This window comes from Chitinibacter sp. S2-10 (assembly GCF_046530675.1).
Classification (GTDB): Bacteria; Pseudomonadota; Gammaproteobacteria; order Burkholderiales; family Chitinibacteraceae; genus Chitinibacter.
The window spans coordinates 1086716-1100432 of the sequence record NZ_CP172558.1; the positions used below are offsets into that span (position 1 = coordinate 1086716).

The window sequence follows — 13717 nt, forward strand, 5'->3', positions numbered from 1 at the left end:
CCCTTAATCCCCCTTTTACAAAGGGGGAAACTGCTGCGGTAGCTCAACTTGCTGTGTTTTAAGCCACCAATGGCGTTGTGTAGATACTCATGCCTTCATGGAGGGGGAACTGGATGCGAGCGCTTAAACCCCGCCATAAAAACGCAAATAGAGATTTAAGCGTTCTTCATTCCAGTAAAAGCTGTCGTGCCCACCCGCGCCGGTGCTGAATTGATATTGCGCGCCGCGCAGCTTCAGTTGAGCGGCGAAATCTTTGCTTTCTTTAAGGATTTCAAAATCCTGTTCACCGGCGTCCAGCCAGAATTGCATGCCATCGAGCGGTGCGTTTTTAACCAGCAACATCGGGTCGCGCACCGAGCGCGTTGCGACGTCGGGGTAGAGCCAGTTGAGGACAAATTCGCCAAAACGGTAATTGGCACGGCCTGCGCCCAAGATCGCCGGGCTATGGCCGCCGACGCGGCTAAACGTCGTCGGATGGCGTAAAGCCAGCGCCACCGCGCCGTAGCCGCCCATTGAAATCCCGCCTATCCAGCGTGCAGCGGGTCGGGCATCGACGGCAAACTGTTTTTCAGTCCACGGAATCAGCTCGGCTAGCAAGTAATCCTCGTAGCGGCCTTCGCCAAAGCGGTCGCTGCGAAAAGTGCGCTCGGACGGCGCGCTGGCGGTATTGGTATACCAGCTATTGTCGGCCTGCGGCGCGACGATAATCATCGGCTGCAGCTGGCCTTTTGCAATCAGTTCGTCGGCAAGACCGCCAAGGCCGGTGTTATACAGCGCGTCGCTTTCGCTGTTATTGAACGCGGGCAACCAGTACAGCACCGGGTATTTTTTTGCTGCGTCATAGCCTTGCGGCAGATAGACCTGCACGCGCATAGTCTTTTGCAGCGCCTTACTTTGCAGCGTGAGGTTACGGTAATCGGTGCTAGCGCCCGCCGCCATCACACCGCCTTGGTCGTTGAGAGCGGCCAGCTCGATGCCAGCAAAATGCACGGTGCCGACTGCGCCAGCCGATTCGACCCAATGCTCGAGCACCAGATGGAAATTGAACGCCGCATCGACCGTCAGATCGTAATGCTGCCACTGATGGCCATCACGCAAGGTGTGCGGAAAACCCGCCGCAGTACCTGCCAGCCAAGTCGTTCGGCCGGGAAAATCGGACGAAATACCGATCACGCCGCCGCAGTTTTTCGCCGGACAAGTGCCGAGATAATCAAACGACAAGCGATACTTGCCTGCTTTGAAACGCGCTTTCGAGAAAAAGTCGCCGCCCATGACTTTCTTGTCAAAGCGCAGCACTTTTTTATCGCCACCCAAAGGGTCGGCCACAAAGTGACCAAACAGCGGCACGCTGCCGTCGCCTTTCTGGCCTATCCACTGGCTGGTGTCCGAGTCCATATTTTCGCGCAGCAGCACGCGATCGGCGGCAGTAGCCATATTCACTGCGCCAATGCTCAGCACCAGACAAATCAGCAACTTCTGTGTATCCATGTTTTTAATCCTTGCACACAATTTCATCAGCAAACACCGCATCTTCTGCGGCCAATTTCGCCAATTTGTCGTCAAACCATTGCGCGTCGTACCAGCGCAGATTGCGGCTGTGCTTGGCGTCGTCCCACAAAGAAAAGAACCAGCGCCGTGCGGCAAAGCCGGGCGGAGCGGCGTAGTGCTGTAAATAGGTTTCGAGCAGATTGAGCTCGGGCGCAACGTCGGCGAGGTGGAAAATATCCTGCTCGCAATGGCGGAAGGCCACATCGCACGGGTCCAGTGCGGCGAGTAGTTCGCCGGTTTGCGCGTCAAACAGGAAATTGCCCGCGTGCGGATCGTCGTGCACCAGGCTCGATGGCATGCCCGCCAGCGGCGCAAGAAAACATTGGCGCGCCTGCCACAGCAGCGCATAGGCGCGTTTTTGTTGCGGCGTAAATGGTGAGGCATCGCTTTGCACATAGTCGTGCAAGGGCAAAGTCCACGCTTCAAACGCGCTCAGCAAATCAGCAACAAAACAGCCGTTGGGCAATTCAAAACCGCGTGCGTCGCTGACGGCGTGCCAGCCGAGCAAGACATCGACCACTTGCTGCGCGGTGTGCTCAGGATGCGCCCACGGTTTGGCAACGTCCCACGGGGCGACGCCGGGCAGGCGGCTCAGCAATAGTGTTTCGATTGGATAACCTAGGTCTGCCATGCCACTTCCCAGCACTTGCGGCATCGGCACGCGGCAATGTGGTCGCAGGCGCGCTAAACCGGCGATTTCTCGTTCCACACGCCCCGGCTGCCAGCCAAATTTGACAACAACATCACCTGAAACACCCGCAGCGCCATGCAATAGCACGGCAGTGCCATAAAAACCGGCAATTTCCTGATCCAGGCTTGCTGCCACGCCAAACTGTGCCAGATAGCAGGCGAGTGCGGCTTCGACATAGGGAGAGCAGAGATCAGCGAGAGTTGCTGCAAACGGTTCTGACATCACAATTACCAAATGCTGAATAATCATTTTATTTAATCAGCTTGTTTATTCCATTGGAATGCCCGAAGATCACCTCTGATTTGTTCAAAACTCTCATCAAAACACCATGGCGCTGATTTATTACGAACGCTTCGATTGTGACGACAATGGCTGGAATCGCCTCGTTGGCGCGCATGTGTTTCATAAGCCATCACACCCGCCGATGCGCGAGCGTGGCTTTTTTATGTGCGGTATTTCCGAGGCTTGCGGCAGAAGCGAAATCGAGCGGATTGACGCCAATTTCCATGTGCTGCTGTTTTGCCTGGGCGGCGAAGGCGAGTTATTTGAAGGTGAGCAAACCTGGCCGTTTCACGCCGGGCAAATGGCTTTTCAACCGATGCGCGGGCAACGCGGCTTTCGGCGCACGGGCGATGCGCCTTTGCATTTGGCGTGGTTTCTGCTTAATAACGACGTGCGCTGGGCGCATCTGGTTCAGCCGCATTGCTATGTCAAAGACAGCGATGCGGGCTGGCTACTACACGATGCCCTATCCCTGTATCAGCGTGAAGCCCAGTTAAATCAAAACGGACATGGCTATACCCTGGTTATGCAAGCATTGGAAATGCTGAGCATCCAGCTCGAGCGCGCAGTCGGAGCTGCCGATACACGGCTGGGTTGGCCGCAGCAATTGCACGCACTGTTCAGCGAAGTCGCCAAAGCGCCAGCGCACGATTGGCCGGTCGAACAACTCGCGCAGCAACTCCAAATTACACCGGCGCATTTGCATAGACTGTGCCTGAGTCATCTGGGGCTGCCGCCGGGGCAGCAGGTTTTTGCCATACGCATGCAACGTGCCCGCGAATTATTGGCCACGGGCATGCCGGTGAGCGCGGTAGCCAGCGCCGTCGCATATCGGGAAGTCGCCAGCTTCTCGCGGCGCTTTCGCCAACATTTCGGCGTTTCACCCAGTCAAATTACCAAGGGTATCGCCATCAAACCTATGCCTTGAGCCGCCCACCAAAATATACCCTAGGAGAGTAACTTGCGTATTTTGCCTAGCGCCGTTAATTCTTGCCGGGCAAATTCCAGCACCGCGTCTTCGTCGATCAGCTCATCAGCCGCAAGACGGCTTAAATCCAGCCCGAGTCGGGCGGCCAGTGTCGCCGCAGCCGGGCTGACTGATAGAGCCGGGCTCAAACCGGCGTGGACTATCGGCGATACAGGCGGTGGGGCGCAGAATGCCGGATCAGCAGCCTGCCCGTCGTCGAGGTCAAACAGATAGTCGGCGCTGGGTTTTTCGGCAATTTCCATCAAGAGCAACAAATCGGCGCTTTGCACAAAATCACCACGCTGCACCATCAGACTGGTGACTTGCCCTTCTTCAGGAGCAACAACCTGCCATTCCTGATCGGCGGCGAGCAAGGTGATCAACAGACTGTCGCCTGCGACTTGTTGCCCCGGTTTCACGTGAAACACGGCGACCTCGGCAGCCTCGGGCAGCTCGGGGGCACAAATCAGGTGAGTGGTATAACTGATCGTCATTATTTACCGTCCAAGGCTTTGATATACGCCAAACCATCTTGGCGTAAAACAAACTAAACTATGCTGCGATCTGTCAGTATCAATTAAATAAAGCGCTGCACGCAAGACTGGCAAAGCAGGTGCGGCGATTTTCCCAGTCTTTAGGAGTTTCTGATGAGCGATCTGGTCTTAGTCATTAATGCAGGTTCTTCCAGCATCAAGTTTTCACTGTTTGAAACTGCTGGCGCGGCCGATCCGCAAGTGCTGTTCAAGGGGCAAATGGAAGGGCTGTATGTCGCGCCGCAATTTAGCGCCAAGGATGCCGCAGACAATAAAGTGGCTGACGAAACCCTGCCTGCCGATAAACCGAAAAATCACGATTATGCGCTGCGTCATATGTTGGCATGGCTGCAGGCACGGCTGGGCGGCCGCGAGATCAAGGTGATCGGCCATCGCGTCGTGCACGGCGGAACGAAATACTCTCACCCGGAACAGGTCACGCCCGAGCTGATCGCCGGTTTGGAAGCGCTAATCCCGCTCGCTCCGCTGCACGAGCCACATAATATTGCGCCGATCCGGATTTTGCAGGAATTGCTACCGAACGCACCGCAAGTGACTTGTTTCGATACGGCCTTTCACACGACGCAACCCGAAATCAACCAGCTTTACGCCTTGCCGTACGAGTTTTCGCAACAAGAGGGGATCCGCCGTTACGGCTTTCACGGTCTCTCGTATGAATACATTGCCAGCGTTTTGCCGCAAATCGATACGCGCGCTTTTGAGGGGCGCACCGTCGTTGCGCATCTGGGTAATGGCTCGTCGATGGCCGGCTTGCTCAAGGGTGTTTGTCAGGCGACGACGATGGGCTTTACCGCACTCGAAGGGCTGGCAATGGGAACGCGTTGCGGCAATATCGACGGCGGCGTGCTGCTGCATCTGATGAATCATCTGAAAATGGACGCCAAGCAGATCGAAACACTGCTGTACAAGGAATCGGGACTGTTGGGTCTGTCGGGCATTTCGAGCGATATGCGCGCTTTGCAGGCGAGTGACGAGCCACGCGCCAAGCTGGCGATCAATTATTTCGCCAACCGTGTCGCTCGCGAAACCGCTTCGCTGGCGACGGCAATCGGCGGTCTTGATTGTCTGGTCTTTACCGCCGGGATCGGTGAAAACGATGCGCTCACGCGTGCCAATGTCTGCCATCAATTGCGCTGGCTCGGCGTCGAGCTCGACGAAGCAGCCAACGCAGTCCGTTCGGGCGAACCACGCCGCATCAGTCTGGCCGACAGCAAAGTGAGCGTTTATGTCATCCCGACCAATGAAGAACTGATGATTGCGCGACAAGCACTGGCAACGGTCAAGGCCTGAGTCATAAGTACCCATACAAAAGTTTTCCAGCAAGGCACCGAGCCGCAGACAGTACAAGTAGTACGACAAGACGAGGTAACGATGCTGGAAAATTTTTGGCTTACTATTTATCGTCAACGTCATTTTAACGAGCGGGCTATAACCCGCTCTTTTTCATTGAGCCCGATGAAAAGTGCCCAAGCAGCACACTTGCTGCTAGCATTAGCGGAATTTGTTCATCCCTCTCAGGTGCTGCATGCAAGAACAAGATGTCATTGTTGATCTGGAAATCGAACCGCGCCGTGTACCGACGATGCATGGCTGGCAATGGATCGTGCAAGCCTTTGCACTTTTTCGCCTAAATCCGCTGATCTGGCTGGGGCTGACTGCGCTGTTTATTGTCATCATGCTCGGCATCAGCCTGCTGCCGCTGATTGGCGGCTTTGCCAGCACGCTGCTAGGCCCGGTCTTGCTCGGCGGCCTGATGATCGCCGCGCATAATGGGGCGCATGGCATTGCACCGCAAATCAATGATCTGTTTGCCGGATTCAAATTCCGCAGTTTCGAACTGGTGAAAGTCGGTGCGTATTACATGCTCGGAACGGTCTTGCTGCTGTTTGTTTTCAGCGGGCTGCTTGGCCTATTGCAATGGATGGGGCTGATTGATGTGCTGCCCGATACGCTAGAATCTCTCGAGCAGATCGAGCATCTCTGGCCGTTGGGATTGCTGATGCTGGCCTGTTTCGCTCTGGTTTACAGTACTTATTTCTTCGCACCCGCTCTGGTCGTTCTGAATGAAATGAACGCAGCCGATGCGATGAAAATGTCGTTTCTGGCGTTCTGGCGTAATTGGTCGCCAATTTTGCTGATGTCATTGCTCGGCAGCTTGTTGCTCATTGTGCTGATGCTGCCGGCTTTTCTGGGCTTGCTGGTCGGCTTGCCGGTGGTGCTGATTACCAGTTATGTGTGTTATGCCGATATTTTTGCAGATGGTCAGGGAGAATTGTCGTGAGTGAAAGCCCATTCAAAGGCAAAACCGGCGTCAAGCGTGTTTTAAATGCGCTGGGTTATTCGATTGATGGTCTGCTGGCCGGCTGGCAGAACGAAGCGGCGTTCCGGCAGGTCTCCGTGATGGCCATCATCGGCGTCCCGCTGGCACTGCTGTTACCCTTGCCAATCTGGGGTAAAGCCGTATTGGTATTGAGCCATCTGGCCTGCGTGATTGTCGAACTGCTCAATTCGGCGATTGAAGCAGCTGTCGATCACACCTCGTTGGAAAAACACCATCTGGCCAAACGCGCCAAAGATCTGGGCAGCGCAGCGCAACTGATCGGCCTGATCAATCTGAGTATCATGTGGGCACTGGTTTTACTCGCCTGATAAACAAATGGCTATGGGTATATGCCCATAGCCCTCATTTATAAAAACCTACAGCAACATACCCAACCATCATCCTTGAGGACTGTCTTCCTCGATATCGGCCAGCAAAATTTTCAGCGCAGCGTCCGAAACCATCACTTCGAGCAGACACAGCACCAGCGAAATAATCATCAGCAGCAGGCTGCTGACAAACAATCCCCACGCCCAGCCCAGATGCGATAGCGACACCAGGATCATCGAAACAATACACAGCAGCAAACTGCTGATGCCAAATGCCTGCATATAACGAATCAGCCAGACACGCATTTTGAGATTGCTCAGCTGGCGCAGGATATTTTCTTGAGGCTTGTCCCGGTGATGTTCATAGAGCTGGCGAATAATGCCCGAAATGGCCAGAAAGCGATTGGTATAGGCGAGCATCAGCAATGAAATGGCGGGGAACAGCAGCGATGGTGTGGTGATACTGAAATTATCCATCATGGCCTTTCTTGAAATCCTTGATCACATGCTGCTGGCGGCGGCTGACCGGCAAACGTTCTGGCACATCGCGCAAAATCACCACCCAGTGACCTTCACCACCGCCATTGACCGATTCGCGCTCGAACCCGGCAATACTATCGCGGGAAACCAGACAGTTGCGATGTATTCGCACAAACTTTGATCCAAATTCATCTTCAAGCTTGGTCAGTGAGTCTTCGAGCAGGTATTCGCGATCGTGCGTGCGCAAGGTAATGTATTTTTGCTCGGCTTTCAGAAAGCGCGCTTCGGAAACCGGAATCAGATGTACTCTGCCGCGCTCGGAAACGCTGAAATGACTGCGCGCACCGTCATTGGCCGGTATGCTGCTGCCCGCTTCAACCGGGCTGTGGCGCAATTCAAGCACCCGTTTTAACGCCGAAAGCAGCCGTTCGGTGCGGATCGGCTTGAGCAGATAATCAACTGCACGAACATCAAAGGCGGCCACGCCATAATCTTCAAACGCCGTCGCAAAAATAACCGCCGGAGGACGGGATAGATTGAGCAATTTGCGCGCGACTTCGATTCCGCTCATTTGTGGCATCTGGATATCCAGAATCACAACGTCGATTTCATGTTCGGCAATTTGAGGCAACGCAGTCATCCCATTGGTGGCAGTACCAACGATCACGTGCGGGCACTCCTGCGCACAATCCCCCAACAGGTCTTGCAGGCGCATCAAGGCCGGTAATTCGTCATCAACTAAAAACAGGCGCAACGGTTTGTTCATTGTTCAGCTCCCTAAAGGGCAGCACGATATGTATTTGATAATAGTCATTTCCACGCTGAATGCTTAAGTTTGCCTCGGCATCGAAATACAGCAGCAATCGCTCACGCACATTTTCCTGCGCCATACCATTCCCCGATTTGGCAACGACATTGGGCAAGAGCGGGTTACGAATGTTGATATGAACTTCAGCGCGCGAGCGGAAAATATTGATGTGAATCGTTCCGGGTTCGATGCTGGGCTCAATGCCATGGTAAACCGCATTTTCGAGCAAAGGCTGCAAAATCAACGGTGGAATCGATGCTTTTTCCGGCATATTGTCGATATGCCATTCGATATTCAGCCGCTCGCCCAGCCTGACCTTTTCGATTTCCAGATAACCCTTAGCCAGCTCGACTTCACGCTTCAAGCTCGACAATGAAGATTGCGTCCCCATTGCAACCCGAAATAATTCAGACAAATTTTGCAGCAAATGCTCAGCCAGTTTTGGCTGGCTGCGAATTAAAGATAGCACTGCATTCAAACTATTAAAGAAAAAATGCGGCCGAATCCTAGCCTGCAAAGCCAGCAGCCGCGCTTCGGCTAGTCGTGGCGAAAGCGTTTTCAACCAGAGCTGGTAATGCCACATCAGCAGCGCAGTCGTTATCAACACCAGCATCAGCATCTGCATCAGACTGACCGTCAACAGCTCAAACAACAACTTGCTAAACACTTGATGCACCAGTGCAGCCCAAGACAACACAATGCCATAGACCAGCACCAAAGCCCGTTGATAAAGCCATCGCTGCAAAAATGGCGCAAACAAAGCCAGCAATGACATTGACCCCATCAAAATCGGCTCGACCCAGAAAGCGACATCACCCAATCTGACAGCCCATTCGCTCCAGCTGCTGATTGCTGCGCAGACATAGAGCAACATGCCGATATGCACCAACATTAAGGCGCGCAAAACAACGCCAAAATTACGAAAATCCGGCATCACCGGCTTGTATTGTTCCATCAAATCTTTCCCAAACCGTCAAAATCATTCTTAAACTGTAATGTTTACAATAGCATCGTATAAGGATAGCTATGTCATTGGCAGTCCTGTTTTCTCGCGCACTTGATGGTATGCAGGCACAACTGGTCAGCGTCGAGGTTCATTTGGCCAACGGACTTCCTGCATTCAATCTGGTCGGCTTGGCCGATACAGAGGTACGCGAAGCGCGCGAGCGGGTACGGGCCGCCATTCAAGTCGCCGGATTTGAGTTTCCAGCCCGAAGAATTACTGTCAACCTCGCGCCTGCCGATTTGCCCAAAGGTGCCGGACATTATGATCTGGCCATCGCCATCGGTATTCTAGCTGCCAGCGGACAAATGCCGTCGGACAAACTGGCTGAATATGAATTTGCCGGCGAATTGGGGCTTACCGGTCAATTGCGAGCCATCCGCGGCGGGCTGGCTTTGGCCATGGCGGCTCGCGATGCGGGGCGAACGCTGGTCATCAGCCAGAGCAGCGCGGCCGAAGCGGCGCTTATCCGAGATGCCGCCGTACTGGCAGCCGAACATTTGCTTGAAGTCTGTCAGCACTTTAGCGCCGAATCGTCTAGCACACTGTCATTCGCCCAAGCGTCCCAAACTCATTCATCCCCTGTCTATCCTGATCTGGCCGATGTCAAAGGCCAGCTTCCGGCACGGCGGGCGTTGGAAATCGCTGCAGCGGGTAATCATTCATTACTGCTAATCGGCCCACCAGGGACTGGTAAATCGATGCTGGCACAACGCTTACCCGGCTTATTACCGCCTTTAAACGAAACCGAGGCACTTGAAGCGGCAACAATACAATCTCTGAGTGCCAAGGGGCTCGACCCTGCTCAATTCGGATACCGCTCTTTTCGTGCACCGCACCATACAGCATCGAGTGTTGCACTGGTTGGGGGTGGCAGTATTCCGCAACCTGGCGAAATTTCACTGGCGCACCACGGCGTGCTGTTTCTCGATGAATTACCCGAATATGACCGTAAAGTACTGGAAGTGCTGCGCGAGCCGCTGGAAAACGGCAAAATTCATATCTCCCGCGCAGCGCGACAGGCCGAGTTTCCGGCGCAATTTCAGCTGGTCGCGGCGATGAATCCTTGTCCTTGCGGCTATCGCGGCCACCCGAAAAAAGCCTGCCGCTGCACCCCCGAGCAGATCGCCCGTTACCGCGGCCGCATTTCAGGCCCCTTGCTCGACCGGATTGATATGGTTGTCGAAGTCGGAGCGCTGCCCGACGAAGTTTTGTTCAGCCGACAGGCAGGCGAAGCCAGTTTGTCGGTCAGGGAGCGTGTCGCACAGGCGCGAAGGCGTCAGCATACCCGTCAGGGCAAGCATAACGCCGCATTGAATAGCCAGGCCGTCGACGAATATTGCCAGCTTGATGCAACAGGGTTGGCCTTATTGCAAAAAGCGGTCAGCCAATTGGCCTGGTCGGCGCGCGCTTACCATCGGGTTTTACGCGTAGCGCGCACAGTGGCCGATCTGGCTGCCAGCGAACACATCTCCAGCCAGCACATTGCCGAAGCGATTCAATACCGACGCGGAATCGAATAAGTAAGCGTGCAAAAGTTTGGGCTCAAGGCTACCCCGTCCAGCAAGGCACCGAAGCCGCAGGCAGTACACACATACGACAAGGCGAGGTAACGATGCTGGAAAACTTTTGCTTGTCTACTTAAATCAATATTTCAGCAAGGAACGCTCAGGTGGGGTGAATAGCTGCTCGAATTCGGCCGCTGGCAAAGGTCTGGCCATGTAATACCCTTGCAAATGATGGCAATCCAGACCGGCCAGAAACTGCGCTTCGACTTCGCTTTCAACGCCTTCGGCGATGAGTTGTAAATTCAGATTGAGCGCAATACCGATAATGGCCCGCACAATCGCGACATTACCTTCATTATCTGGCAGGCCGCGAACAAAGCTTTGATCGATTTTCAGAAAATCGAGCGGAAAAGTCCGCAAATATCCCAGATTCGAATAACCCGTACCAAAATCGTCCAGCGCCAGACTGAAACCGATCTCATGCAATTCATTCAAAATGAGCGTGACATCTTCATCGGATTTCATCAGCAGCGTTTCGGTAATTTCCAGCTCGATCTGGCTGGCCGAAATCTGAAATTCGTTGATAATCGCCTGCAATTGTCCCGGTAATGCACGACTGAACTGGCGCGCAGAAAGATTGACCGCAACGCGCTCCAGCGGCAAGCCCTTGCGCCGCCATTCGGCCATCTGCCTGCAGGCTTCGGTAAAAACCCAGGTACCGATACTGACAATCAGGCCGCCTTCTTCGGCAAACGGGATAAATTCATTAGGTGGCACCAAACCCCGTTGCGGATGATGCCAGCGGATCAGAGCCTCAGCACCGCAAATCCGGCCGGATTTCGACTCGACTTGCGGCTGGTAATACAGCACGAATTCATTGCGCTCGAGCGCATAATGCAAATCGGTACTCAGTTTCAGGCGTGCGCGCGAGCGCTGGTTCATATCACTGCTGTAAAACAGCGTTGGATGTCGGCTTTGCTTGCCGCGATTCATCGCAATTGCTGCCAGATTGATCAATGTATCCGCATCGCGGCCGTCATCGGGAAACACACTGATACCGATATGCGCTTTGATGACGATTTCTTCGAGGTCAATCAAACAGGGGACGCTCACTGCCGCCAGAATCCGCTCGGCAACAATCGCCGCGTCCTCACGATGACGTATATTAAACAAGCCTATACAAAATTCATCACCGCCAAAGCGTGATAAAACATCTTCATCACGCAAGCAGGAACGGATACGTTCCGCGACCACGACCAGAATTTCGTCACCACCGCGATGGGTGAAGGAATCATTCATCGCTTTGAAACCGGCAATGTTAAAACACAGCAGGGCGCCACAGCGTTGCAGGCGTCGCGCTTCGCTTAAAGCCTGTTCGAGTAATGCAAACAAATGACTGCGATTGGGCAGCTTGGTCAGAGTATCAAAATACGCCAGCCGGAAAATCTGCGCCTCGGCGGCTTTTCTTTCGCTCAAATCAGCCAGTACGGCAAAATAATGCTGGAGTTGATTATTTTTATCGTGAACCGTGCTCAAACTGACCCAGACAGGAATCGTCCCACCGTCACTGCGATTGATCCACAACTCACCTTCCCAATGCCCGGTGCTTTGCAAATGAGCCTGAATGGTCTGCGCCTCATTGCGTCCGGCATCCATACTCAGAAAGGGTGGAATCTGACCCAGCAACTGATCTGATTGAGTGAGCATCAATTGCAGATACGCCGGATTGCATTCGACCAATCGCCGCTCACAATCGGTAATCACAATGGCGTCGGGCGTACTTTTGAAAACAGAAGCGAGCAAGCGCGAGCGCAACTGATCGGAAATCTGATTGCTGATATCGTGCAAGAAACCGACCATTCGCAATGGTCTGCCGGTTTCGTCGTGAACCAACGTCAGATGAATCCTTACCCAAAATTCACGCCCGTTTTTATGCCGCCGCTTGACCTCCATCGTGATCTGGCCATCGTTAATGATCCGGTTATAGAACTCAACATCGGCCTCGACTTCATCGGCGTACAGAATCAGCACATGCTTGCCGATCACTTCGGCGCTGGTATAACCAAACAGACGCTCAGCACCACCATTCCAGCCGGTGATATACCCTTCCAGGTCGAGCGTGATCAGCGAAGCATCAATATCGCCCAGAATGCGGATCGCTGGTGCCAGTTCATTGTATGTCGGGCTCATCGCTGCATGCTCTCTGCCAGCATTCCGACCCAGCGATAAACCTCCAGCTCGGATTTCACCCACAGCTCCGGCTGATCCAGCGGACGAATTACCCAACGTACATTACCCAGGTATACCTCCATATCGATTGACTGGGTTAGAGCCTGACCTAATACCCCTGATTTTTCTAATAATGCTGCGCTCATTTCATCACCCAATGGCAAGCTGGCAACCAGTTCGGGCAACGGTTTCTTGAATAACTGATCCAGCAACGACAACATCCCCAGCAAAAAGGCCGATTCTGCCGGCGCATTGAGCCAGCCATGCTGTACCCAGGATTCCAGCCGTCGCGCACGCAACAAGGCCGCCAGCAAGAGCGGGGCAATCCGGTCGGATTCGGAAAATTGCTCGGCGTACATCAGTAGCTGAACCCAGCGTTTGAGCTGATTACGTCCCAGCACGGTAATGGCATGGCGAATACTGTCGATCTGAATTCGCGAGCGCATGCCGACCGAGTTGACTAGTTTCAATAAACGGAAAGTCAATTCCGGCGTACGGCTAAATATGCGCTCCAACGCTTCGGTTTCAGCATCAGCGGCAACCAGCGACATCAGTTCCAGCAATTCAGGTTTGGCAGAGGCACACATTTGCTCGCCCGCAACGGTATACCAGCGACCAAATGCCAGCTGGTCTTCCCGCATCGCATCGAGTTGTCCAGCCTGATCAACCCCGCTCAGCCATTGCCCTTCACTGAATGGCTGCAGCACTCTGGCATGCAGTTCCGGCGAATCGGCGTAGTATGCAAAATGATTCGCAATGGCCGATTCGGCCAGTAATACATCGAGTGATTGCAATTGCCCCAGGGAGCCCGTAGCAAGAATACCCTGCCAATGATGATCACGATTCCACAATGGAGAGAGTTGCAGTAATTGCATGACGGATGCTCAAAAAGTCTCCCTACCAAAGTAGACCGCCGAGCACTGTGCAGCAAGACTTAAAGCCGCGCACGCTACCGCTGGCTTGCTCGCGATCACACAAAGCAGCAAAACTCTCTCAAT

Annotated in this window: 13 protein-coding genes; 5 read left to right on the forward strand and 8 right to left on the reverse strand. The window is 53.9% G+C overall.

Features of this window, described 5'->3' with window-relative positions; all coding sequences use genetic code 11:
• Nucleotides 1-123 precede the first annotated feature (123 nt).
• Together ACG2XO_RS05270 and ACG2XO_RS05275 are read right to left on the reverse strand one after the other, a co-directional pair.
• Complete coding sequence (locus ACG2XO_RS05270) at nucleotides 124-1488, reverse strand: alpha/beta hydrolase (protein WP_410499775.1); 1365 nt, start codon at nucleotides 1486-1488, stop codon at nucleotides 124-126.
• A gap of 4 nt (nucleotides 1489-1492) precedes the next feature.
• The gene (locus tag ACG2XO_RS05275) at nucleotides 1493-2461 is read right to left on the reverse strand and encodes a phosphotransferase (protein WP_410499776.1); all 969 of its coding nucleotides are present in this window, start codon (nucleotides 2459-2461) and stop codon (nucleotides 1493-1495) included.
• A gap of 106 nt (nucleotides 2462-2567) precedes the next feature.
• Between ACG2XO_RS05275 and ACG2XO_RS05280 the strand changes: the two genes are divergently transcribed.
• A complete protein-coding gene (locus ACG2XO_RS05280; protein WP_410499777.1) occupies nucleotides 2568-3449 on the forward strand; it encodes a helix-turn-helix transcriptional regulator in 882 nt (293 codons plus the stop codon).
• Between the two features lie 20 nt (nucleotides 3450-3469).
• Here ACG2XO_RS05280 and ACG2XO_RS05285 read toward each other — a convergent pair whose 3' ends face one another.
• Nucleotides 3470-3982: a biotin/lipoyl-containing protein gene (locus tag ACG2XO_RS05285; RefSeq protein WP_410499778.1), complete on the reverse strand. Its 513-nt coding sequence runs from the start codon at nucleotides 3980-3982 to the stop codon at nucleotides 3470-3472.
• A 153-nt stretch (nucleotides 3983-4135) separates the two neighbouring features.
• Here ACG2XO_RS05285 and ACG2XO_RS05290 point away from each other — a divergent pair, with 153 nt between their 5' ends.
• The 3 genes from ACG2XO_RS05290 (at nucleotide 4136) to ACG2XO_RS05300 (ending at nucleotide 6691) form a co-directional block, all read left to right on the forward strand.
• Nucleotides 4136-5332, forward strand: a complete 1197-nt coding sequence (locus ACG2XO_RS05290; protein WP_410499779.1) for an acetate/propionate family kinase — start codon at nucleotides 4136-4138, stop codon at nucleotides 5330-5332.
• 235 nt (nucleotides 5333-5567) lie between these two features.
• Nucleotides 5568-6323 carry a BPSS1780 family membrane protein gene (locus tag ACG2XO_RS05295; protein WP_410499780.1) on the forward strand — a complete coding sequence of 252 codons (756 nt, stop codon included), beginning with the start codon at nucleotides 5568-5570 and terminating at the stop codon, nucleotides 6321-6323.
• A complete protein-coding gene (locus ACG2XO_RS05300) occupies nucleotides 6314-6691 on the forward strand; it encodes a diacylglycerol kinase (protein ID WP_410500229.1) in 378 nt (125 codons plus the stop codon). Before ACG2XO_RS05295 ends, ACG2XO_RS05300 begins: the two co-directional genes overlap by 10 nt.
• 69 nt (nucleotides 6692-6760) lie before the next feature.
• Here the strand turns inward: ACG2XO_RS05300 and ACG2XO_RS05305 are convergent, their stop codons facing one another.
• From ACG2XO_RS05305 to ACG2XO_RS05315, 3 genes are read right to left on the reverse strand one after another with little or no spacing between them, the layout of a single operon-like run.
• Nucleotides 6761-7171 carry a DUF2721 domain-containing protein gene (locus ACG2XO_RS05305; RefSeq protein WP_410499781.1) on the reverse strand — a complete coding sequence of 137 codons (411 nt, stop codon included), beginning with the start codon at nucleotides 7169-7171 and terminating at the stop codon, nucleotides 6761-6763.
• Entirely contained in the window at nucleotides 7161-7937 is a 777-nt protein-coding gene (locus ACG2XO_RS05310) for a LytR/AlgR family response regulator transcription factor (RefSeq protein ID WP_410499782.1), read from the reverse strand. Before ACG2XO_RS05310 ends, ACG2XO_RS05305 begins: the two co-directional genes overlap by 11 nt.
• Nucleotides 7906-8934 carry a sensor histidine kinase gene (locus ACG2XO_RS05315; protein WP_410499783.1) on the reverse strand — a complete coding sequence of 343 codons (1029 nt, stop codon included), beginning with the start codon at nucleotides 8932-8934 and terminating at the stop codon, nucleotides 7906-7908. The genes ACG2XO_RS05310 and ACG2XO_RS05315 overlap by 32 nt, the downstream gene beginning before the upstream one ends.
• Nucleotides 8935-9005: 71 nt before the next feature.
• Here ACG2XO_RS05315 and ACG2XO_RS05320 point away from each other — a divergent pair, with 71 nt between their 5' ends.
• The gene (locus ACG2XO_RS05320; protein WP_410499784.1) at nucleotides 9006-10505 is read left to right on the forward strand and encodes a YifB family Mg chelatase-like AAA ATPase; all 1500 of its coding nucleotides are present in this window, start codon (nucleotides 9006-9008) and stop codon (nucleotides 10503-10505) included.
• 123 nt (nucleotides 10506-10628) lie between these two features.
• Here ACG2XO_RS05320 and ACG2XO_RS05325 read toward each other — a convergent pair whose 3' ends face one another.
• Together ACG2XO_RS05325 and ACG2XO_RS05330 are read right to left on the reverse strand one after the other, a co-directional pair.
• Nucleotides 10629-12680 carry a putative bifunctional diguanylate cyclase/phosphodiesterase gene (locus ACG2XO_RS05325; RefSeq protein WP_410499785.1) on the reverse strand — a complete coding sequence of 684 codons (2052 nt, stop codon included), beginning with the start codon at nucleotides 12678-12680 and terminating at the stop codon, nucleotides 10629-10631.
• On the reverse strand, nucleotides 12677-13594 hold the full coding sequence (locus ACG2XO_RS05330; protein ID WP_410499786.1) for an HDOD domain-containing protein: 918 nt from the start codon (nucleotides 13592-13594) through the stop codon (nucleotides 12677-12679). The genes ACG2XO_RS05325 and ACG2XO_RS05330 overlap by 4 nt, the downstream gene beginning before the upstream one ends.
• Nucleotides 13595-13717 lie beyond the last annotated feature (123 nt).